Source organism: Alloacidobacterium dinghuense (assembly GCF_014274465.1).
Classification (GTDB): Bacteria; Acidobacteriota; Terriglobia; order Terriglobales; family Acidobacteriaceae; genus Alloacidobacterium; species Alloacidobacterium dinghuense.
Genome location: NZ_CP060394.1, coordinates 1,444,364 through 1,467,711 on the forward strand (window position 1 = coordinate 1,444,364; position 23,348 = coordinate 1,467,711).

Annotated in this window: 19 protein-coding genes and 1 tRNA gene; 18 read left to right on the plus strand and 2 right to left on the minus strand. The window is 53.2% G+C overall.

Annotation, left to right across the window (positions count from 1 at the left end):
• The first annotated feature begins 606 nt into the window (after positions 1-606).
• On the plus strand, positions 607-2,250 hold the full coding sequence (locus tag H7849_RS05855) for a choice-of-anchor D domain-containing protein (RefSeq protein ID WP_285288958.1): 1,644 nt from the start codon (positions 607-609) through the stop codon (positions 2,248-2,250).
• A 117-nt stretch (positions 2,251-2,367) separates the two neighbouring features.
• Here H7849_RS05855 and lhgO read toward each other — a convergent pair whose 3' ends face one another.
• Positions 2,368-3,597 carry an L-2-hydroxyglutarate oxidase gene (gene lhgO / locus H7849_RS05860; protein WP_186744928.1) on the minus strand — a complete coding sequence of 410 codons (1,230 nt, stop codon included), beginning with the start codon at positions 3,595-3,597 and terminating at the stop codon, positions 2,368-2,370.
• 71 nt (positions 3,598-3,668) lie between these two features.
• Positions 3,669-4,709 carry a response regulator transcription factor gene (locus H7849_RS05865; protein ID WP_186744930.1) on the minus strand — a complete coding sequence of 347 codons (1,041 nt, stop codon included), beginning with the start codon at positions 4,707-4,709 and terminating at the stop codon, positions 3,669-3,671.
• Between the two features lie 731 nt (positions 4,710-5,440).
• Here H7849_RS05865 and H7849_RS05870 point away from each other — a divergent pair.
• The 17 genes from H7849_RS05870 to H7849_RS05950 all read left to right on the plus strand — a co-directional run bounded on the left by H7849_RS05870 (position 5,441) and on the right by H7849_RS05950 (position 23,320).
• Entirely contained in the window at positions 5,441-5,995 is a 555-nt protein-coding gene (locus H7849_RS05870) for a UpxY family transcription antiterminator (RefSeq protein WP_186744932.1), read from the plus strand.
• A gap of 44 nt (positions 5,996-6,039) precedes the next feature.
• The gene (locus tag H7849_RS05875; protein WP_186744934.1) at positions 6,040-7,557 is read left to right on the plus strand and encodes a sigma-54-dependent transcriptional regulator; all 1,518 of its coding nucleotides are present in this window, start codon (positions 6,040-6,042) and stop codon (positions 7,555-7,557) included.
• A 54-nt stretch (positions 7,558-7,611) separates the two neighbouring features.
• On the plus strand, positions 7,612-8,256 hold the full coding sequence (locus tag H7849_RS05880) for a polysaccharide biosynthesis/export family protein (RefSeq protein ID WP_186744936.1): 645 nt from the start codon (positions 7,612-7,614) through the stop codon (positions 8,254-8,256).
• Between the two features lie 86 nt (positions 8,257-8,342).
• Positions 8,343-9,593, plus strand: coding sequence for a hypothetical protein (locus H7849_RS05885; protein ID WP_186744938.1), 1,251 nt, complete (start codon positions 8,343-8,345; stop codon positions 9,591-9,593).
• A 2-nt stretch (positions 9,594-9,595) separates the two neighbouring features.
• Entirely contained in the window at positions 9,596-11,206 is a 1,611-nt protein-coding gene (locus H7849_RS05890) for a hypothetical protein (RefSeq protein WP_186744940.1), read from the plus strand.
• A gap of 13 nt (positions 11,207-11,219) precedes the next feature.
• Entirely contained in the window at positions 11,220-12,191 is a 972-nt protein-coding gene (locus tag H7849_RS05895; protein ID WP_186744941.1) for an ExeA family protein, read from the plus strand.
• A 202-nt stretch (positions 12,192-12,393) separates the two neighbouring features.
• Complete coding sequence (locus H7849_RS05900; RefSeq protein WP_251106640.1) at positions 12,394-13,182, plus strand: tyrosine-protein kinase family protein; 789 nt, start codon at positions 12,394-12,396, stop codon at positions 13,180-13,182.
• A 233-nt stretch (positions 13,183-13,415) separates the two neighbouring features.
• Entirely contained in the window at positions 13,416-14,558 is a 1,143-nt protein-coding gene (locus tag H7849_RS05905; protein WP_186744945.1) for a sugar transferase, read from the plus strand.
• Between the two features lie 102 nt (positions 14,559-14,660).
• A complete protein-coding gene (locus H7849_RS05910; protein ID WP_222439773.1) occupies positions 14,661-15,659 on the plus strand; it encodes a Gfo/Idh/MocA family protein in 999 nt (332 codons plus the stop codon).
• Complete coding sequence (locus tag H7849_RS05915; RefSeq protein WP_186744948.1) at positions 15,656-16,159, plus strand: acyltransferase; 504 nt, start codon at positions 15,656-15,658, stop codon at positions 16,157-16,159. Before H7849_RS05910 ends, H7849_RS05915 begins: the two co-directional genes overlap by 4 nt.
• Positions 16,149-17,396: a DegT/DnrJ/EryC1/StrS family aminotransferase gene (locus tag H7849_RS05920; protein WP_186744950.1), complete on the plus strand. Its 1,248-nt coding sequence runs from the start codon at positions 16,149-16,151 to the stop codon at positions 17,394-17,396. Before H7849_RS05915 ends, H7849_RS05920 begins: the two co-directional genes overlap by 11 nt.
• A gap of 43 nt (positions 17,397-17,439) precedes the next feature.
• Positions 17,440-18,378 (plus strand): glycosyltransferase family 2 protein, encoded by a 939-nt coding sequence (locus H7849_RS05925; RefSeq protein WP_186744952.1) that lies wholly within the window; start codon positions 17,440-17,442, stop codon positions 18,376-18,378.
• Positions 18,375-19,217: a ChbG/HpnK family deacetylase gene (locus H7849_RS05930; RefSeq protein ID WP_186744953.1), complete on the plus strand. Its 843-nt coding sequence runs from the start codon at positions 18,375-18,377 to the stop codon at positions 19,215-19,217. Before H7849_RS05925 ends, H7849_RS05930 begins: the two co-directional genes overlap by 4 nt.
• 157 nt (positions 19,218-19,374) lie before the next feature.
• The gene (locus H7849_RS05935) at positions 19,375-20,280 is read left to right on the plus strand and encodes a glycosyltransferase family 2 protein (protein WP_186744955.1); all 906 of its coding nucleotides are present in this window, start codon (positions 19,375-19,377) and stop codon (positions 20,278-20,280) included.
• Positions 20,281-20,401: 121 nt separating this feature from the next.
• Positions 20,402-20,490, plus strand: a tRNA-OTHER gene (locus tag H7849_RS05940).
• A 98-nt stretch (positions 20,491-20,588) separates the two neighbouring features.
• Positions 20,589-21,497 (plus strand): hypothetical protein, encoded by a 909-nt coding sequence (locus tag H7849_RS05945; protein ID WP_186744957.1) that lies wholly within the window; start codon positions 20,589-20,591, stop codon positions 21,495-21,497.
• Positions 21,497-23,320, plus strand: coding sequence for an asparagine synthase-related protein (locus tag H7849_RS05950; protein ID WP_186744959.1), 1,824 nt, complete (start codon positions 21,497-21,499; stop codon positions 23,318-23,320). The genes H7849_RS05945 and H7849_RS05950 overlap by 1 nt, the downstream gene beginning before the upstream one ends.
• The last annotated feature ends 28 nt before the right edge of the window (positions 23,321-23,348 follow it).

Genomic DNA, 23,348 nt, shown 5'->3' on the forward strand with positions numbered 1-23,348 from the left:
GCGATAACAAGAAGGACTGACAAGAGGCAGGTTCGGCGCTCGATTCGCAAGCAAGAGTCGCCGGGCTTTGCCTCTTTTCACTTTTATCGATGTGCTTCGAATCCCGTATCGTTCCGAGTAAGTGCCGCTGGGACAGGCGGCTTACTTTCGTAATCCAGATTTTTATATGCCCGGATTTCGATGTTGGGTATAGTGTCTCTACGTCAAATTTTCGCTACTTCGTGTGTTCCCCTTTCGCAGAGCTCAGGGTGACATCAGTCATTCATCTGTAGACTTCTTGATTTCTTAACCCAGTTCCGCAAGACCGCTCTAGAAATCTTAAGGCTTGAACAGCTCTAGGGTCGGTTGATTCAGAGCAAAAGTGGCGCCTACTGCAGTCAGATGAGCAGCATGCATACGAGAACTACAGGGGACCATACTTAGCAACTCAGTCCGCTTGTTTCCCTTAAAACTTCTTTTTCTGCCCCTGGAAACGAAATTCTTGTTTGCAGAGGTGAAGTGGTGTCCGACATTCGTGTTCCTCCCCCATTGGACTCCGATGAGGTAGTTCTCCGTCCACTTGTATCCCGTGACCGCTCACCGTCAAATGTGTACGATATTCGCTCCGTGTGCAGCGGTTGGTGTAGCAGAACCGTCATTCTTGCGGCCTGCTGCCTTTTCCTTGCCTTATCTGGATGTGGCTATTCGGCGAATTTGTCAGCTGCCAGCAGCTTGAATAGTCTGCAGGTTTCTCCGAGCACGGTCGATTTTGGAGCCGTACCGATAGGACAAATGGCGAACACTGTGGTTTCGATGTTGAACAGAGGGGCGCGAGCGGTTGAAGTCTCTCAGTTATCAGTGGCTGGCCAGACGTTCTCCGTCGCCAGTCAAAACCAACTGCCGATTACTATCTCTCCCGGCGAAGCTTACAACGTCAAGGTAGGATTCAAGCCCAGCGCCGGCACCAGCTATTCCGGAAAACTCAATGCGATCGATTCATCCTCCAGGACGGTTGGAGAGAGTGTACTCAGTGGATCAGGTGTTGCTGCAAATGCAAATGCAAGCGGAACCCCGACATTGTACGTGAGTTCGAGTAACTTAGCTTTTGGCAGCGTGACGGTTGGTTCGAGCTTGACACTGCCGGTGACACTGGCCTCAATCGGAAGTGCTCCGGTGACAATCAGCTCGATATCCATCGGGGGCGCCGGCTTCAGTGTGTCGGGAGCAACCTTTCCAATGACGCTGAGTCAGCATTCGGCAGTGACGCTCAATTTGTCCTTTACTCCGGTATCGGCGAGCACTGTAACGGGAATGCTGACGATCAATAGCAATTCGTCGACAGGTACAACTAACTACATAAACATGATCGGCACGGGCTCGGCTTCTACAACTGGAGCATTGCTGACGATGAGCTCGAACTATCTTTCGTTCGGCAATGTGCCGCTAGGGTCTAGAGCAACGCTGCCGGTTACATTAACTTCAACAGGATCAGGTGCTTTGACGATCAGTTCGGCATCGCTCGGTGGCAGTGGCTATAGTCTGTCGGGGGCGAGCTTTCCCCTGACGCTGAACCCTCAACAATCAGTGACGTTGCAAATCAACTTTTCACCGCAATCTGCCGGCACGTGGACGGGTACGCTGATACTCAACAGTAACTCGTCGATTAATCCAACTGCATATATCAACATGGCTGGCACGGGCGTGGCTGCGGGCAGCCCACAGCTCAGTGTTAGTCCGACGAGTCTGAGTTTTGGTGATGTGACAGTGGGTTCGAATCCGACATTGAATGTAATGCTGACTTCTACCGGTAGTTCTCCGGTTACTGTCAACTCGGCTGCGATCAGCGGAGGTGGTTTCACGCTCTCGGGGGCTAGCTTCCCGGTGACGTTGAATCCCCAGCAGGCGGTGTCACTTTCGATTCAATTTGCTCCAGCGTCTGCCGGCGCGTCGACCGGGAAGCTGGTCATAAGCAGCAGTTCAGCGACGGTTACGGTCAGCCTGAGCGGGACTGGCTCCTCTGGGCAACATCAGGTCAACTTGAGTTGGTCGGCGCCTACCAACTCACCGGTTGCGGTGAGCGGTTATAACATCTACCGGGCGACAGGCAGCAGTTCTTCGTATCAACTGCTTAACTCCGCCATTAATACTCAAACAGCGTATGTGGACAGCGCGGTCGCGAGTGGTACGACTTACCGCTATTACGTGACGAGCGTCGGTTCATCAGGCATGGAAAGCGCTCCGTCAAATTCGTTCTCGGTGGCGATTCCATAGAAAGGCTTTTCGAAAAGCGGTCGGTGGCGGTCTTGGTGACTCTTCCAGGGGAAGAGCTACCGAGCCGTCATTATTCATTCGGCTTACGCGTAAATCGCTGGTCCTTTGCCACACTGTTCAGCTCAGCCTGCCTATATTAGCGCCTTGCTGCTTTACAACGGTATCGACGATGTATTCACCGATGGCCAGCGATGCAGTAGCCGCGGGCGACGGTACATTGCACACGTGCACGATGCCGTCGGTGTGGACGAAATGGAAGTCGTCCATCAGTGTGCCATTCCTTGCGAGGGCCTGCGCACGCACGCCAGCTCCGTTTGGAACAAGGTCGTCAGAATTGATCTCTGGCATGAGCCGTTGCAATGCCCTGACAAAGGCTTGCTTGCTCCACGAACGGCGATATTCACTGAGTGACATTCGCCAATATTTAGCCGCCATGATCCAGAAGCCCGGGAAAGTCGCGTAGTCGAATACATCACGTGCGCGAAAGGATACTTTCGTATATCCCTCGCGCTTGAGGGCAAGCACAGCGTTTGGCCCCGCTTCCACTCCGCCTCCAATTCGCCTGGTCAGGTGAACGCCAAGGAAGGGGAATCGCGGGTCGGGGACAGGATAGATCAAGCCTTTGAGGTAGTGATGCTTTCCCGGCACGATGTCATAGTATTCGCCCCGAAAAGGCACGATCGTGAGATCCAGTTCTGCCTTGGCTAAACGACTGATCCGGTCACTTTGCAAACCGGCGCAATTGATGACGAGTTTCGCATGGATAGGGCCTTGAGTTGTTTCAATGACGGTTGAGGCGCCGTTGCGCTTGAGCCCGGTTACTTCGTGAGAGAGATGGATCGTCCCTTCTCGGGCGGTTATGAGCTCTGCGTATTTCTCTGCAACTCTGGCATAGTCCACGATTCCGGTGCTCGGCACGTGGATGCCCTGAATTCCGGCTGCATGTGGTTCTATCTCTAGAATCTCTTGACTACACAGCATGCGAAGACCTTGCAGTCCATTGTGTTTGCCACGGACGTAGAGCCCTTCGAGTCGTGGAAGCTCATCCTTTGTTGCCGCAACAACCACCTTGCCGCAAATGTCGTAAGGGACGCTGTGTTCCTGGCAAAAGCGCACCAACGCTTCTGCGCCCTTCACGCAGAGGCGAGCCTTGAGGCTCCCTGGCTTGTAGTAGATCCCGGAGTGGATAACACCGCTGTTGTGGCCCGTCTGGTGGCGGGCTAACTCCGGCTCTTTCTCAATAATTGACAAAGAGGTACCCGGAAACCGCTTGCTGAATTCAAGACCAGTTGCCAGGCCTACAATCCCACCGCCGATAATTGCAATTGAACTGGACGGCTTAGACATGTGCTCGATTATTTTGCGATCACATTTCTAATATCGCGCATTTTGCCTTCGCGTGCGAGGCTCAAGCAAGATTACTCGGAGACTGCGCGCAGGACCGGGCCAGAGGGGCGATCGGTTGCTTCTCCGATTTTGGCTGGTGAAAATTTATTGGTCTTCTTCAGCCACTCTTCAGCCATCTGCTCGGCCAGGAGCAATTGCTCCATTGTCAAAGCCTTTCCAACACTCTTACTGGTTCGTGAGATCTGGTGGCTGGCAATCAAATACCACTTGTAGGCTTGTATCAAATCCTTGGAATCTGCTCTTCGAGTCCAGTAATAGCGAGCTAACTCAAGCTGCGCGACCGGTACGCCCTGCTCTGCGGCTCGTTGATACCCGACCAGGATCGAGGCACTTTGCAAATCCTGATCGATGCCGTTCTGCCTGAATGAATTGCTGGTTGCATCAGGTGGGCTTGTCCGGCCGAGCGTCATGAACAAGAGTTCCACTCGGCTTGAAACTCCGAGTTTGTCATACACGCGGAACAGATAGTTCTTTACCGTGTGCTCGCTTAGTCCCAAACTCTTGGCAATTTCACGGTTGGTCAAACCTTGAGCTACACAGCCAACGACCTCGATTTCGCGCTTGGAGAGCTGTTCCATATTCTGAGCATTCACAGTGCTATGACTGTGCGAAGTGGCGAGCGCCTCGACCACCAAGCCCATTTGCTGGCTATTGGCCCAGATCTGCCCTTGATGTACTTTTCGTACGCACTTACTCAAGGTTTCGAGCGAGTCCTGTCTGCTTAACACGCCCCGGGCACCAGCCCGAAATGCTTCCAGGATCGCTTCAGGCTTCGAAGAGTCCAACAGCATCACTGCGCGAAGGTTCGGGTGAGATGCATGCACCTCTCTGAGAACTTCAAAGCCGCCGGCAAAATGCTCATCAACATCAGAGCTCAGAAGGAGAACATCGATGCTGTCTAAATCCTCTCGCGCCGTCAGTTGCTGCGAGTCCGAACTAATTACCTCTAGTCCGCCATCACGTCTGAGAGCATCTGCGAGCAGCTGCGTATGCAGTCGCGTGTCGTCGGCAACGAGAACGCGTATCACTACCTCGACAGGCTTGTTGCGCATCGTCCTGCTCATGGAACCTCAGTGCAACTTAGATAATTTCTTCGGGGGAGATGCTGCTTGGTCAAAAGATCAACATTTCAATACGGCTAATCAAAAGAATTACTCGACTCCAGAAAATTCATAACGAAATCGAGGGTGTTTCACCTGCAAAGAGCATCCTTGATTGCCACGATACCAAACGGTTGCATCATCTACAATAATTACGCTTGATGGAAGAAGCAAGTTAATAAAATCTGACATTTGAACGCTATTCGAGTTCGGATATATTGCTGTAAGGAAATGATTTATGCGAAATGTTCCGATCTGGGTCTCACGGAGGCGCACATTCTTTAAGATCTTCAAAATGAGAAAAACGTCTCACGTACTTTCTTCTCCAGGTGGTGAGTGGAAAGCCCCTGAACAATAGGAGAAATGCTTCGCGGAGATGCTATACCTCTTGCAGCAAGCTGCATAGGACTGTAAGCTCAATCTCACTTAGGGCAATCGACTGCCGGATGCAGTCTCCCACCCCCTGCCCAAAGCTTCCCCCGATGTTTGGTCGCAAGAAGGAGCCGTTGGCGGCAGTTGCTGCCATGGCATTTCGTAAACCATTCCCTGTGCCCGATCAGGGGCTCGTTAGCAGTGCGCAGGTCTTTAAGGGTTGCAGGGATGTGACTCAGAGGGCGAAGCTATGCGCGTTGCACAGGTAGCTGTCAGGTTCAATCTCCACGAGTGAACGAAAAGGCGAATCGATGAGTACCAGCAATCAGGTGTGGGAGTCTCTCAACACGACTGCAAATGTTGGGAATGATGTCGAAAACTGGTACGGCGTGCAGACCCGCGCTCGACACGAAAAGGTTGTTGCCAGCAGGCTCTGCGAAAAGGGAGTGACCACATTTTTCCCGACCGTTACCGAGGTGCATCGTTGGAGTGACCGGAAGAAATTGGTCGAATTACCCTTATTTAGTTGTTATCTGTTCGTTAAGTTGGCGCCTTGCAACGAAGATCGGCAGAAGGTGCTGCGAATCGACAGCGTTTTGAGCCTCGTTGGCCCCGACCGAACGGGCACACCAATTCCGAGCGAACAGATCGAGGCTGTGCGTATTCTGGTGAAGAAAAAGCTATCCTATACCTGTCATCCATATCTCAAAATTGGACAACGCGTACGAGTCCGCAGCGGTGCGCTTGATGGCATGGAGGGAATCCTCCAGTCACGAAAGGGTGACAGCAAATTGATCATATCCGTGGATGCCATGCAAAGATCTTTGGCCATTCAAATTGACGGATACGACATTGAACCCATCTAAGCCCCTACTCTCTCCTTCCTCGGGCGATCTCTAAAGACCAGGCCGTGACCCAAAAATCAATTGAAACAGCAAGGTTATTCGTTGTTAGTCATGATTCGGCCGTTCTACGTCCAATCTGGCTGATTGGGGAATCGAACGACTGGCAGTTTGAGAGTTCCTCCAACGCCTGGGAAGCGATAGAACGAGTGCAATCGGGAGTAACCCCGGACCTGCTCTTGTTAGATTTGCCTCCGGAAGATGATGACGGGTTACATATTCTGCGGTGGCTGCGACGCCTTCGGCCTGCATTGCCGATTATCTTGATTGGTCATCAACCCGACTTGGGCAGGAAACAGGAAGCCATTCGCATGGGCGCACGCGACTATCTTGCCAGGCCACTTGACGAGAGGCACCTGGAAGCAGTCATCGGACAATATCTCTCCCAAGCATGCGAAGTAAGCGAAGCAGAGATATCGAGCGATGATGTAGAGCAGGTCAATGAGGAGAACTTTTTCATCGGCGTGAGCCCCATTATGCGCAGGCTGCGAGCACAGGCTGTTTTGTTGGCCGAAGCGAATGTGCCTGTGCTGATTCTTGGAGAGAGCGGGAGCGGCAAAGAGACTACCGCGCGGTTACTTCATAAACTATCGGTCCGCTCAGGATTCGAATTTGCGAAAGTAAATTGTGCGGCACTTCCGAGTGATCTGCTTGAGCGAGAGCTCTTCGGATATCGGCGCGATGGCGCAGCCGCAGGAGCCAAGTCAGGCAAATTGGAGCATTGCGCAAGGGGGACAATCCTGCTGGATGAAATCACCGAGATGTCGATGGACTTGCAAGCCAATCTGCTGCAGACTCTGCAAAATAAGCGTTTCGTTAGACCTGGGACATCGAACTTTGTTGAAGTCGACGTGCGGATTCTGGCTGCGAGCTCGACAAACATGGAACAGGCGCTGTCTGAAAACCGACTTCGCGAAGACCTTTACTATCGCCTGAGCGCATACACGATTCATGTGCCACCCCTTCGCCAGCGCAAGGAAGAACTTCCGTTGCTGTCCCGTCACTTCATGCACCAACTGGCCAAGCATTATGGCTTGTCTCCTCGCAGCTTTTCGCCCGCGATTATTGAGGCCTGCCGATCCTACTCCTGGCCGGGAAATCTGCGAGAGCTGGAAAACTTTGTGAAGCGCTATCTTATGGTGGGTGACCGGGAACTGACATTCGAAAAGAATCATTCCGATGCCAATGAGGTGAACCAGAACATTTCCTTCTCAGCGCCTCGACGTCTGAAGCTGGTTCCAGCAGCGATCACTCCATCCAGGAGCGCTGCTACGGCTTCGGACTCGCTTAAATCTCTGGTGGAAAGCGTTAAGTTAGAGGCCGAGAGGAATGCAATCGCTGCGGCACTGGAGAAGACTGGCTGGAACCGAAAAGCCGCGGCGCGCTTGCTCAAGGTTAGCTATCGGACATTGTTGTACAAGATCGAACACTACCAAATGAGATCACCTGATGCCTCTGTTTTTCCGGGAGGAAATGGGCTCAGGAGCAAAGGAGCCGGGTTCCGCGGCAACGGCCAGACAGATTGAGCGACCCGGAAGGCCCCTAAACATCGTGGACAGGACTTTGCCATGAAAAGTTGTATGTTCGCTCCGATAACCATAAGTGTATTTTTCGTTGCTCTAGCGGGGTTCATGCAGGCGCAAGCGCCGCTCCCCAGTCAGGCAGAGGGCAAACTGCCTACGCCGCAAGCTGAGGTTGCTCTAGCGCAACCTCCGGCTCCATCAGTGGCGAAGGCGCATGATGACAGTTTTGTGATTGGCAATGACGATGTCTTGGCAATCAATGTGTGGAAGGAGCCCGACATTTCTCGAGCGATTCCTGTGCGTTCGGATGGGAGAATCTCGCTGCCACTCGTGGGAGAGGTACAGGCCACGGGACGAACTCCGCTGCAACTCGAACAGGAAATTACCAGCAAACTGAAGAACTATATCTCAGAGCCGGTGGTCACGGTGATGGTGCAGCAGATCAACAGCGAGAAATTCAACATCCTTGGCCAGGTGGTTAAACCTGGATCATACCCGTTGATAAACGGGACGACGGTTCTGGATGCAATTGCGACGGCGGGCGGATTCAGGGATTTCGCAAAGCAGAAGTCCATTTATGTTCTGCGCCAGAGTGGCGGTACTGATTCGCGCATCGCCTTCAACTACAAAGACGTTATCAAAGGTCAGCATCCGGAACAAAACATTAAGCTTGAGCCGCGCGACACGATCGTCGTGCCTTGAGAGTTCTTGTGTTTACACGCGTTTTTCTAAGCCTATCATTATTTCTCGTCCTACCTGGGTGGTCACAGGTCCAAATCGAAAATGAGATGCGGACACCGCCTCCGGTAAGTGGCGAAGACTACTCGACAGCCATCGGCGCCGAGGCACGATCAAACTACCTGTACGCCGGATTTACTGTTAACACGGCATATACAGACAATGTACTGGCAGGAACTACAACTAATCCTGTCGGAGACACAAGTTATTCGATCTGGCCAACAATCGCGATCGACCAGACTACTCCAAGGCTACACCAGACATTCACATACAGACCTGGCTTCACGATCTATCAGCATACAAGCTCTCTGAATGAGACAGACCAGAATTTGGCTTTTGATCTGCAATATCGGTTGAGCCCTCACCTGACTGCCACCGTGCGCGACTCCTTTAGAAAGAGTTCTAATGTATTCAACCAATCCTACCCGTTCACAGGAGAGGGCATCTCCGGATCGGCGCAGTCTCCACTAGTGCCTGTCGTTGCTCCCTTTGCGGATCAGCTTAGCAACAATGCGAATGCCGAAATAACGTATCAATTTGCCAGAAACGGCATGTTTGGTGCCTCAGGCACATTTACGAACTTGCATTATCCCGATCCAAGCCAAGCCCCTGGTCTTTCCGACTCAAGTTCACGCGGAGGCGCCGGCTTCTATAGTTATCGCTTAACCAAAGCGCAATACTTAGGCGCAACCTATCAGTATTCGCAAATGCTAGGCTCGCTCGCGGCGGTGGACAATGGAGCGCAAACCGGTGCTGAGAGCGACACTCGGACACATGCACTCCTGGCCTTCTATACGGTTTATCTCAAACCAAACCTTTCTTTGTCTTTGTCGGGTGGTCCACAGCACTACGAAGTTTCGGAGGCTCCGTTTCCAACGATTCGGTCCTGGGCGCCGGCCGCGACTGCCAGCATGGGCTGGCAAGGGAGTCGCACGACCTTTGCAGTTAGCTACGCCCACGTGATTTCAGGTGGAGGAGGGTTGGTGGGGGCGTTCGATTCGAACAGCGCAAATGTATCGGCCGGATGGCAGGTAGCACGCGCATGGACCGTTGGCCCTATGGCAAGCTATGCATCCACGAAGAACGTGAGCCCCTTCCTCATAGGCACGAATCCTGGTGGGCACATGATTTCTGGGACGATCGCGGTTCGACATCGGATCGGAGAACGCTTTGGTGTGGAATTCGGATACCAGCGACTGCACCAAAGCTATAGAAGTATCGCAGTGGTGAGTAATGCGCCCGATACTGATCGCGGCTACATGTCGATCTCCTATCAGCTGACGAGACCGCTGGGAAGATAACCATGCCGGAAATTACTGAAGAGCAAAAGGCTGGGCCGTTCGACATCCAGTATTGCCTGGATATAGTCCGCCGTCGCCACATCCATTTCCTGATACCGTTGTTTCTTGGATGGATCGTCGTTTGGGGGGTCAGCTGGATTCTACCCGTGCGCTATCAGTCGGCCACGCTCATTCTGGTTGAGCAGCCTACTATGCCCAAGGACTATGTGCTGCCGAATGTTAGCGACAATCTGCAAGATCGACTGCGGAGCATCACACAACAGATTCTAAGCCGTACGCGACTTCTTCTCATCATTGACCAGTTCCATTTATATGAAGACGGGCGCAAGCAACTCAACCCGGATGAAAAGGTCCAGCTTATGCGCAAGGATATCGACATTGAGCTTGTGCGGGATCAGCGCGAGGATCAAATCACAGCATTTAATATTTACTATTCCGCGAGAGATCCAAAAATCGCCCAGAAAGTAACCGGCGAATTAAGCAAGCTATTCATCGACGCGAACCTAGAAGTGCGCCAGCAACAGTCCGAAGACACAACCAAGTTTCTGGAGACCCAATTGGAAAACGCTCGGCAGGATCTTGCTGATCAGGAAGAAAAGATCCGAGAATTCAAAGGGCAGCACATGGGCGATCTCCCCAGTCAGCAGGCGAGTAATCTACAAATCCTGAGTGGCTTCCAACAACAACTCCTAAATGAGCAGGACGCGCTTAACACGGCGCAGCAGCAGAAGGTTTACCTGCAGACATCCATCAATCAATACAGAACTCTTCAAACTACCGGCAAGACGGCCGACGGTACAATTGCACGCTTACCTGCGATTGAACAGGAACTCGAAAAGCTAAAAGCTCAATTAGCCGATTTGAGCTCTCGTTACACGGATAGTTATCCCGATATTCGAAACCTGAAAATCCAGATTGCCAAGACCGAGAAGATGAGGGATGCCCTAGTTGCGGACTTAAGGAGCAAGGGTGCGGCTGATAACCAATCCGAAGCCAATTCGACTGCGCGTGACCCCGTGGAACTTTCCCAGAATTCGCCTTTGCTGCAGTTGCAAAGTCAGCTCAAGGCTAACGAGTCGGAAATCAAAAACCGCGAACAGTCGATCGCAAGTTTGAAAGTGAAGATCGGCGACTATCAGGGTCGTTTAAATCAGGAACCCATGACTGAGCAGCAGATGGCCGATCTGACTCGGGGCTACGAACAGTCAAAGGCAAGTTACGACGACCTGCTGAAGAAGAAGAATCAATCACAAATGGCGACAAGCATGGAGCTTTTACAGCAGGGCGAGCGCTTCAGCGTTCTTGATCCTCCCAGTCTGCCGTTGAAGCCCAATTTCCCCAATCGGGTCAAATTTTGCGGAATGGGAGTCGGCATTGGTTTGGCATTAGGGGTCCTTGTGGCTGGGGTATTTGAATTCATTGACGATCGTATGCACAGTGAAAAAGAAATCAAGAGCCTGCTGCCGATTCTCGTGATCTCTGAAATCCCCGAAATTGCAAGTCAGACAGACGAACAGCGTAACAAAAGGAAGATATTGCTGGGGTGGGGAATGGCTGCAGTCGTAGTGGTCGTCATCCTGGCCGGCTCAGTATTCAACTACATCCATAGCTAACTTCAGCAGCTCAATGTATAAGGCATTCTTCAATCTAAACCGGAACCCATTCGACCTTACTCCGGATCCTGCCTTCCTCTTTTCAACCAAACGACACAATGAGGCGCTCGCAGCGCTCTATTACGGAGTGCGGCGCCACAAAGGATTCGTGGTTGTAACTGGAGAAGTTGGTACGGGCAAGACTCTGGTGCTTCGATGTTTGCTTCAACTGTTGAAGCAAAGTACAGATATTGCATACGCATATATTTTCAACAGCTTGCTATCGCCAGCGGAATTTCTTCAATATATTCTTGCAGATTTCGGCCTGCCAGCGTCTGGCAAGAATAAAGGCGAGTTGCTATTCGACCTGGGCCAATTTCTGACCTTGCGTGGATCGAAGAAGCTGACGACCGTCCTCATTGTGGACGAAGCACATCATTTGTCGGCGGAGATACTGGAAGAAATTCGCCTGTTGACCAATCTGGAGACTGCCGAGGACAAGTTATTGCAAATCGTGCTGGTTGGCCAGCCCGAACTCGATGCAAAACTGGATTCCGTTGGACTCAGGCAGCTCAAACAGCGGATTGCTCTTCGTGCACGGCTTGATCCGCTGACTCAGAGTGAGACCAAAGGGTACATTGAACGGCGTTTGTCGATCGCCGGGAACAACGTTGAGGGAAGTAGTGTGTTCACCCCGCAGGCAGTTGCAGCGATATATCGCAACTCCAGGGGATTTCCGCGGCTGATCAATACAATTTGTGAGAACGCACTCATTACCGCCTATGCAAAACGAATGCAAAGCGTGACTCCGAGCATCATCGAAAATGTGGCTTGGGAACTCCGCCTTGATGTGGTTCATTCCTCTGAGACCGAAAGAGAGCCTGAACACAGCGAGAAAGCTCTCCAGGAAGCTACAAATGCCCTTCTTAATCTGTATGCCGCGAACGGCTCAAACTTTAGTGAAGACGAGGCCGTTCAAGTGAGCGAAAATGAGCCTAATATTTGACGCGTTACAGAGATCGGAAGAAGAGCGCTCCGGACTTGACCTTTCGGCGCTCACGGAAGTAACTGAGTTACTGCAGCGCGTTGAGCGGCACGAAGCAGTGTCGGTATTGGAGCCGTCACCACAGCCGGAATTGGACAACGGAGCGAAAAGCGCAGATCGCGAAAGGTCACTCCGTCCGCAACCAGCGCCGCCAATTCCGGCTATGGACTCCCGCTTGTTTGCGTGCGAGCCCTCACTGGATAACAAATCTCCGGATCTGTTCGACCGGTTCCAGTCTTTGTCCATTACGGCAAGTGTTAAAAGTCAGCTTGCTTGTGTCACAGATAAAGAAAGCCTGGTTGCGGAGAAGTTTCGCTTTTTGGGCGTACGATTACGGCATCTCCAACGAGAGCGCCCACTTAAGAAGGTGTTAATCACGAGTACAATTCCCCGCGAGGGAAAAAGTACGGTGGCTGCCAATTTAGCCTGTACTTTTGCTCGAAAAAAACAGCAGCGGACGCTACTGCTAGAAGGAGACGTTCGCCGGCCGTCGCTCTCGCAATTGTTTGGACTGCGAGGGATGCTAGGTCTATGCGACTGGCTCCATGGAAACGACAAGAGTGTAAGTAATATCTACCATCTTGAAGACCTGGATCTTTGGATCATGCCTGCAGGCATTGCTACGGACAATCCTCTTGAACTTCTGCAATCAGGGAGATTGTCTGCAATGATGAGTCAGGTGACCTCATTATTCGATTGGGTCATCATCGACTCACCTCCTGTCTTGCCTTTGGCTGACACAAGTGTCTGGTCAAGGCTAGCAGATGGAATTCTATTAGTCGCCCGCCAGGGGACCACCGAAAAGCGACAGCTACAGAGAGGGCTCGAGGCTCTCGACCATCAAAAGCTGATTGGGGCGTTGTTGAACGGTTCTCAAAGCTCAGGCCCAAACGATTACTACTATTACCGTCAGCCGTCGACTTCAGGGCCGGACAGTCCGCCCGAGAAGTAGGTAATCCCCTCCCAAAGAATTCGACACACCGGTGTAGTAGACACGTCCTTCGGTATTGAAGACCGGTGTGATTAGCCCTTCGAAGAAAAGCTGTTGATCGATCAAGTCGAACATTCAATGATCAGCGGCTCGAACCTATTTCCCCTCATTCATGTGTACGCGCGAGGCCCATGGCCTCCCTTCTGGGTTTTGTCGCACAAGATTGTTCCCTGAGGCGAATAAGGAGAGGTCCAGTGACTCTATTAGACTCGATTGACGAAGGAACTGCCCGCTCGCTGCTTTCCAGCTCGACTGACGAACGTATCGCTCTTTGCGAAGACGCGTTTCGACGGATGCTTGTTATTGAACGCAAGAGAACGGAGCGCTCTGGCAAGCCGTTCCTACTGGTGCTATTGGAGGCAGGGAACAATCAAGATTCCGGGAAGAACGGAAAAGCCCTCGAGAGTCTGATGTCAGCTCTACTGTCATCAACCAGAGAGACTGACGTAATCGGGTGGTATAAACACCAGACCACAGTTGGCGCTATGTTTACCGGCCTTTTGGCAGACGAGAAGAACTCAATCCTGAGCATTCTTCTGACCAGGATTAGCAACGCGCTGCGAGAAATTTTGACCTTCGAGCAATTCAGTCAAGTCAGCATCTCATTTCACTTCTATCCAGACGATTGGGATCAGGATGGTTCTGGCCGTCCGAGCAACGCTGCCCTATATCCCGATTTGTCGAGTCGTGATGATGCTAAGCGGTCCCTATTAGGGGTAAAGCGGGCGATGGATATTGTAGGTAGCTGCCTAACGTTAATTATTTGCGCACCTGTGCTTCTCTTCATCGGAGCTGCAATCAAGCTGTCATCGAACGGGCCGATTTTATTTAAGCAACAACGTGTAGGTCGACATGGCCAGTGTTTTACATTTCTGAAGTTTCGTTCCATGCACGTCAACAACGACCACAGCGCTCACAAGGAATATGTAACGAAATTGATTGCCGGCGAAGCGTCGCGCGAGTCAATGAACGGAAACGGAGACGGCGTATACAAGCTCGCAAACGATAAGAGGATTACTCCACTGGGGAGGTTGTTGCGGAGAAGCAGCTTAGATGAACTTCCTCAGTTCCTGAATGTTCTCAGAGGGGACATGTCTCTGGTTGGTCCTCGTCCGGCGATTCCTTATGAGGTAGCCACCTATCAGACCTGGCACCGTCGGCGGGTACTAGATGTGAAACCTGGGATTACTGGACTCTGGCAGGTAAATGGTCGAAATCGTCTCAAATTCGACGAAATGGTTCGGCTAGATCTGCAATACGCGAAGTCGTGGTCTCCGTGGCTTGATCTCAAGATCCTCATGCTCACGCCTCGAGCAGTGCTTAAGGGCGCGTGCTGATGCAGACTTCCCGATCGAGCAGAGTCTTCATATCTCTCCCGCTGTTGCGCTGGTGTTGCTCGGTGAATGTCATATCCGACAGTTTTTAGGGGTGGAGGAACCGTGAATTTTGGTGTAATTGGTTACGGCTACTGGGGGCCAAACGTTGTTAGAAATCTTACGAGTCTGGAAGAGTCTCATGTCCTTGCAATCGCAGAGATGAGCCCTGCGGCGCGGAAACGCGCGCAGAAGGCGTATCCAGGCATCCATGTAACTCCAGACGCATCGGAAGTGATCTCGGCACCAAACATCGACGCGGTTGCTGTTATCACTCCTGTCTGGACACACTACGAACTAGCCAAAGCCGCGCTGGAGAATGGTAAGCACGTCTTTGTTGAGAAGCCCTTTACGAGTAATACTGCGCAAGGGGAGGAACTGATCAACCTCGCACAGCGGAAGAATCTTCGGATTATGGTGGATCACACCTTCTTGTTTACGGGCGCGGTTAAGAAAATCTGGGAGCTTCTCGACGAAGGAACCCTAGGAAAGCTTTATTATTACGATTCCACTCGCGTCAACTTAGGCCTTTTTCAGCACGACGTGAACGTTCTTTGGGATCTTGCACCACACGATCTCTCCATCATGGACTACCTCATCAAGGGAAGTCCTGAAGCGGTTGTTGCGACGGGCCAAAGTCATCTGAACGGTCACGAAGATGTCGCGTACATGACGCTCTACTTTCCTGAAAAGGTGATAGCTCATATCAATGTCAACTGGCTGTCGCCAGTGAAAGTCAGGACCACCCTCCTTGGCGGAGAGAAGCGAATGCTCGTTTGGAACGATCTTGAAGCCGATGAAAAGGTAAAGGTGTACGACAAAGGAGTAAATATTACGAACCGCGAGGGAGTTTACGAACTGTTGGTGAATTATCGGTCCGGCGATATGTGGGCTCCCCAGCTAGAACAAGTGGAAGCGCTTCGTCAGGAACTTTCTTACTTCGTGGACTGCATTTCGAGTGGGAAAAATCCGTTTAATGATGGATGTGCTGGTCTGCGAGTGGTCAAGATGCTGGAGGCAGCCAGCGAATCGCTCAGCAAGAAGGGGTCGCTGGTCTATCTATGAGTTCTTACAACTGCATTTCGGATGATGTGAAGCTGGGGAAAGACGTCCGGCTATCAAAATTCGTCAATCTATATGGGTGCGAAGTCGGGGATGAGACCAAGATCGGCGCATTCGTGGAAATTCAGAAGAATGCCAGCGTTGGCAGGCGCTGCAAGATCTCGAGTCACACGTTCATCTGCGAGGGGGTCGTCATCGAAGACCAAGTGTTCATCGGTCACGGTGTGATGTTTATCAACGACAGCTATCCCCGGGCAACTACTTCCGAGGGCGATCTGCAGACTGAGGCTGATTGGAAGGTCGAGCGGACCACCGTAAAAAAGGGCGCCTCCGTCGGATCTGGAGCCACGATCCTCTCGAACATCAGCATTGGCGAGAGTGCGATCGTGGGTGCCGGCAGCGTAGTCACGAAAGATGTCCCACCCAACTCGATCGTGGCTGGCAATCCGGCCAGGGTCCTGCGTTATACCGAACCGAGCTTGGAGGGTTGCCATGCCCAGTAATGAAAATATCCCATTCCTTGATCTTGTAACTCCGCACGTGGAGCTTGAGCAGGAGCTCACCGGAGTCTTTCGCCGCGCCCTTTACACGGCCGGCTTCATCGGCGGGCCCATGGTGGAGGAGTTTGAGAGCTCCTTTGCTGCCTTCTGCGATACGAAGGACTCGATTGCCATCAGCAGCGGGACCGACGCACTGCGCTTTGCGCTGATGGCGTGCGGAGTCCAGCAAGGCGATGTGGTGGTGACCGTACCGCACACTTTTATCGCCACGACCGAAGCGATCTCTCAGGCCGGGGCGGTTCCAGAGTTTGTTGATATCGACGAACAGACTTACAACATGTCGGTCGAAAGGCTGCGGGAATTTCTCGAAGAGAAATGCACGCGCGACGCTTCTGGGAACCTCATCAGCCGCAGAAGCCATCGACCAGTAACGGCGATCGTTCCCGTCCATTTGTACGGACAAATGGCTGATATGGACCCGATCCTGAGTATGGCCGAGCAATATGGCCTGACGGTAGTGGAAGATGCCTGTCAGGCTCACGGCGCAAAATATTTTTCAGCGAAGCACAATCGCTGGATGACCGCAGGATCGATGGGGCGTGCCGCTGCCTTCAGCTTTTATCCGGGAAAGAACCTGGGAGCCTGCGGGGAAGCCGGAGCCGTCACCACGAACGATGCGGAGATCGCTGCGAAGATTCGAATGCTACGGGACCACGGCCAGGCTAAGAAGTACTATCACGACGTGGAGGGATACAACGGACGGCTGGACGCTATCCAGGCAGGACTTCTGAAGATCAAGCTGCGGCGCCTGTCTGAATGGAATGCTCTGCGGTGCAAACATGCGGGAGAGTACAACCGCCTGCTGTCGGATGTCGATACCCTGATCTGTCCCTCAGAGCCGTCCTGGTCGCGCGCAGTCTACCATCTGTACGTAGTGCGCACCGCCGAGCGCGACAAGTTGATTCGCCATCTGAACGACGCGCGCATCGGTACTGGAATTCACTATCCGGTGCCGCTGCACCTGCAAAAGGCATACCGCTGGTTCGGGTACCAGCGAGGCGACTTTCCTGTCACGGAGTGCGCCGCCGCCGAAATTGTTTCACTCCCCATGTTCCCGCAGCTAACCGCAGACCAACAGGCTCGTGTTGCGGCAGAAGTCTGTGTGTTCGCGGCCGAATCGCATTGCGCGCAACCGGAATCGGCTCGGGATCTCAGCGAACCTCAGACGCTGATCGTCTAACTTCAAGCGCTCCGGAGAATCCCTTCTCACGCATGGCACCGCTATGACGGCAAGACTAAGTTACGTCCTCATCACCCCGGCACGGAATGAAGCGCAATTCATCGAGTTGACGCTTCGATCGATGATTGCCCAAACCTATAAACCACTGCGATGGGTCATCGTTAGTGATGGCTCAACGGACGAAACAGACGAAATTGTTGCTCGATATTCTGCTGAGCATGCCTGGATCGAATTGGTAAGTCTGCCCCAGCGCAAAGAACGCCACTTCGCCGGAAAGGTGATGGCATTCAACGCCGGCCTTGAGCGCGTCGCCGGCCTGCCATACGAGGTCGTTGTTAGCCTGGATGCAGACATCAGCTTCGACTCCGATTACTTTGCATTCCTGCTGGGAAAGCTCGCATCGGATCCCGAACTGGGCTTGGTCGGAACGCCATTCCGTGAGTTATCCGGAGAGAGCTATGACTATCGGTTCGTGAGCATTGAGCATGTCTCCGGAGCTTGCCAGGTGTTTCGACGCAGCTGTTTCGAGGGGATTGGAGGCTACGTTCCGATCCGTGGCGGTTCCATCGACCACGTAGCGGTGATCACCGCCAGAATGAAGGGCTGGAAGACGCGCACCTTTACCGAGAAGCATTGTATTCATCATCGGCAAATTGGCACGGCGGCCCATCACCCGATAGCTGCCAGGTTCCGAGTGGGCCTGAAGGATTATGCCGTCGGCAACCATCCTTTGTGGGAATTGTGTAGAGTGGCACGTCAGATGATGATGCCGCCGCGTTGCATCGGTGGCCTTGCTTTGGGAGCAGGTTATGTCTGGGGTCTTGTCCGGCGGATAAAGCGCCCGGTTTCGCCCGAACTGATCGAGTTTCATCGGGGCGAGCAGATGCAGCGGCTGTTCCGTTTCCTGCAGCGAGGTGCGCGCTCATCGAAACAGATGCCGTGGGCGGGCGAATCTAACATGGGGAAGGGAACGGCGGAATGAAGCCGACCACGTTCACGTCCAACATTAATGAGACCGGGGTGGAAGCTCAGCCTGTCGGCCCGAAGGGGAAGTCACTGCGAACCGGCCGCCTCATCATTAATGCGGACGATTGGGGCCGCGATCGCGAAACGACCGATCGCACCTTGGACTGTGTGCGCCGGGGAACGGTTTCATCCGTCAGCGCCATGGTATTTATGGAAGATTCGGAACGTGCCGCCGGGATCGCTCGCGATCACGGGATCGACACGGGTCTCCACCTCAACTTCACGTCAGCCTTTTCGGCGTTGGGGCTTCCATCACAGCTCGTCGAGCATCAGAAGTGCGTGTCGCAGTACTTGCTACGACACCGTCTTTCTCAGGTCGTGTTCCACCCCGGCCTAATTCGCTCCTTCGAATATGTGTTGACCGCTCAACGAGACGAATTTATTCGTCTCTATGGACAAGAACCCAGGCGCCTTGATGGTCACCATCACATGCACCTTTGCGCCAATGTCCTCTTCGGTGGACTCCTGCCTCCAGGAACTACTGTCCGGCGAAACTTCTCGTTTGAGCCTGGAGAGAAGAGTTCTGGCAACCGTTGCTATCGCCGGGTAACAGACTGGGCTCTAGACCGACATCATCGATTAACCAACTTTTTCTTCTCCATTCAGCCGCTCGCGCCGTTGGACCGCCTCCAACGGATCGTCAACTTATCCCGCCAGTTTATTGTCGAAGTGGAGACTCATCCGCAGGATCCGGCAGAGTACGCATTTCTAACCGGCGATGGAATCGACAACTTAGTCGGTACCTGTGTGATCGCCTCACGTTATGATGTCGGCCCTAGTGAGACCGGGCGGTAATATCCGCGGCCGATGCAACCGATGAGAGTTTCTCTTCACCGATCAAAAAGATTTTTCCCGTTCCAACGTTTGCCCCTAGGGATCGAAGATCACTAGAGTGGCGCAATAGTGCCTTAACTGCTCATTAGAGCTGGGGCAACCCCCGGTGCAGGAATCGATGACGAACCAAGCAAGCCATATCAACGTTTGCATTTGTACCTACAAACGATCAGACTTTCTCAAGCGTTTGCTGAAAGATCTCCGCCATCAGGAAACGGGAGGCCGCTTCACCTATTCGATCGTGATCTGCGACAACGATCACCTGCGATCAGCTGAACCCCTCGTCGCGGAGTTTGCTGCAACCTCGAGCATTGCCGTCAAATACTGCGTGGAGCCTCAGCAGAGCATTGCGCTCGCGCGCAACAGGGCTGTGCAGAACACGACAGGAGACTATGTCGCATTTATCGACGATGACGAGTTTCCGGAGCGGAACTGGCTGCAGGCACTGTTCCTCGCCTGCGAGAAATATCGGGTGGATGGAGTGCTGGGGCCTGTGAAGCCAGCGTTTGGAGACGGTGTTCCGGGATGGATCGTGAAGGGTAGATTTTACGACCGGGAGTGCCACGAGACTGGTCTGGTCCTTGCTCCCGGCCAGACTCGAACAGGAAACGTGCTGCTGAAAGCAAACGTACTGCGAGACATCAATCCGCCCTTCCGCCCGGAGTTCCGAGCCGGCGAGGACGTGGATTTCTTCAGAAGAGCGATCGAGCAAGGGCGTGTCTTCACTTGGTGCAATGAAGCGGTGGTGTATGAAGTCGTGCCGCCCTCGCGATGGACGCGCATGCACCTCCTAAAGAAAGCCCTGCTGCGAGGTGCCTGTGCGGCGCTGCGGCCAACCGTCGGCGTGCTCAACATCACACTGTCGATCATCGCTGTTCTGGCTTACGGACTGGCGCTGCCCTTTGTAGTGCTGCTGGGGCAGCACAGATTCATGGACCTGATGATACGGCTGTGTCACCACTTGGGGAAGCTTCTCGCGCTGCTAGGCGTGAATCCGATAGCGGAACCATATGTGGCAGGGTAGATATGAAATCTTTGGCCTTATCCCAAATCATGGACACCATGTTTGGTCAGTTCAACGCGAAGCTGCTACAAACAGGAACGCATACATTTTCGGGAGCGAGCTAGGCAAAGTCGCTCTGCACGGAGAGGTCGCCGCTGGTTAAGGCACCGGTCGGTTCGCCGGCCGCGATGGGTAACCATCCGAGGGTTCAAATCCCTTCCCTCTCCGCCAACTTCTATGAGCAGCCCTTGCCGCGGGCGAGATCGATTGGTAAACGACCCGATCTGGCTGCGCGCTGGGCGTGCGCTACACGAATAAGGTTTCAGATAGTGACAAAACTGATTAACGTTCGAGACAGAGAAATCCATGTCGCGGGGCGGACCTTGCGCATCGCGCAGCTGCACGGCGACCGATACAAGTTCTTAGACGATCCCGTGCCGGTAATTGAGGGGTTACGGGCGGCCGGCGAGCGAGTGGATTTGTTCTCCTTTGCGCAAAGGCTTCCTGACAGCAAGCCGAAATTCTCCTACTCATTTGAGTGGGACAATTTCGCAGTATTGCCGATAACGACGTTTGAGAATTGGTGGAAGAATGAACTCGGCTTTAAGGCGAGGAACAAAGCGAAGCAGGCGGAAAAGAACGGTGTTGTGGTACGTGAAGTTCCTTTCGACGATGCGTTGGTTGCCGGGATCCGTGAAATCTACAATGAATGCCCGATCAGGCAGAGACGGCGCTTCCCCCATTACGGAAAAGATTTCGAAACCGTGCGCCGCGAAGAGGCGACATTCCTGGATAGCAGCATCTTTCTCGGGGCTTTTTTCGACGACAGGCTGATTGGATTTGTAAAGTTAGTGCCCGATGAGACCTGCACTCAAGCGGGGCTCATGAACATTATTTCGATGGTTAAACACAGGGACAAAGTGCCACAGAATGCTCTGATTGCACACGCAGTCCGAGCTTGCGCAACCCGGGGTATTCAGTATCTTGTGTACTCGAGATTTGATTATGGGAAGAAAGAGCATGACGGTTTACGTGACTTTAAAGAGCGCAACGGGTTCCGACGGGTTGACACACCCCGGTTCTATGTTCCTTTGACTACGATGGGTCGGATTGCCTTGCGCCTGAAGTTACACCACAGCATCTCAGAGCGCATTCCAGAGGGTGTTGCGAGCAGGCTTCGCGACCTTCGTGCTGGCTGGTACGAGCGAAAATACCGTTCGGTGATGGGAGAAGCTTAGTGCCTGGCATTGTAGGACTGATTACAAAGCTTCCTAGGGAGCGCGCTGAACGTGAATTGGCGACCATGCTGGGCACGCTTCGCCACGAGTCGTTTTACGTAACGGGAACGTGGATTGATGAATCTCTCGGCGTTTATGTAGGCTGGAGTGTTCAGAAGGACTCGTTTGCGGACGGGATGCCGCTATCGAACGAAACGGGCGACGTTGTTCTTGTCTTTGCGGGAGAAGAATTTCCCGAGGTCGGAACGGCAGCGCGATTGACAGCGCGCGGACACAAGCTCGATTCCGCCGAGGCATCGTACCTGGTGCATTTGTATGAGGACGATCCAAGTTTTCCGGCGAGTCTGAACGGCTTCTTTCATGGATTGTTGGTGGACCGGGTGCGCGGAACAGCCACCCTTATGAACGATCGCTACGGCATGCAGCGTCTTTACTACCACGAATCAAAGGACGCATTTTACTTTGCCGCAGAAGCGAAAGCGGTTCTTGCCGTTCGTCCCGAACTTCGTTCGGTGGACCCAGCGAGCTTGGGAGAACTCATTGCGATGAACGCGGTTCTGGAGAACCGTTCATTGTTTCAAGGCATTTCCGTGATGCCGGGAGCTTCGCTGTGGAGGTTTCGGAACGGCGCCATCGAACACAAAGGCGCCTACTTTCACCCTGAGGAGTGGGAGACTCAAACCGCTCTCGATGCGGATACTTACTATGGTGAGTTGCGTAAAGTCTTCGTTCGAAACCTGCCGCGCTATTTCACCGGCCGGCAGCGTGTGGCGATGTCGCTGACAGGTGGGTTGGACACGCGGGCAGTTATGGCCTGGTACAAGGGCCCTGCGGGTTCGCTACCCTGCTACACGTTTGGAGGAATATACCGGGACTGCCAGGACGTCCTCGTCGCCCGACAGGTTGCACGAACATGCGAGCAGCCTCATCAAGTGATTGAGGCTGGCGCGGATTTTCTTTCACGATTTCCTCAGCTCGCTGAGCGGACCGTATACCTGACGGATGGCTGCGCCGATGTGAGTTGCGCCCCGCCATTCTACGTCTGCCAACAGGCGCGCGAGATTGCTCCGGTAAGAATGACCGGCAATTATGGCGACCAAATCCTTCGCCGATTCCGGGCGTTTAAGCCAAGCGCGCTTGCTGCCGACATATTTCGGCCAGAAATGCTGGCACACATTACAGCGGCCCGCGAAACGTACATCCGCATCGCTGACACACACCCACTTTCGTTTTCCGCGTTTCGTCAGACGGCGTGGCACCACTCGAGCCTCTTTGCACTCGAACGGAGTCAAGTCTCTCAGCGGTCACCATTTCTCGATAATGACGTTGTTCGGACCAACTTTCGGGCGCCTGCATCCGTCGCCGAGAATAATATCGCTAGGCTTCGGCTGATCGCGGACGGAAATTCCGCGCTACGGCAAATACGTACCGATATAGGCGTCGGAGGTAGGAACGAAGTCTTCCCGGGTGCGATCGTTCGTCGCTACCAAGATTTTACGTTTAAGGCCGAGTATGCCTACGATCACGGCATGCCTCAATGGGTGGCCCGAGTCGATCATGCGCTTTCACCTTTTCACTTGGAACGGCTGTTTCTCGGACGTCACAAGTATTACCATTTCCGGGTCTGGTACCGCGACAGGCTCTCGAAATACGTTCAGGAGATGCTGCTTGACCCGCTAGCTTTATCCCGACCCTATCTTGATCGCAAAGCGGTGGAGTCCATGGTTCGGGGCCATTTGACAGGTGGCCGCAACTATACAAACGAAATCCATACACTACTCTCACTTGAGTTACTGCACCGGCTCTTTATGCATGCCGGATGACTTAACGATCGAATCGGAATCGATACGA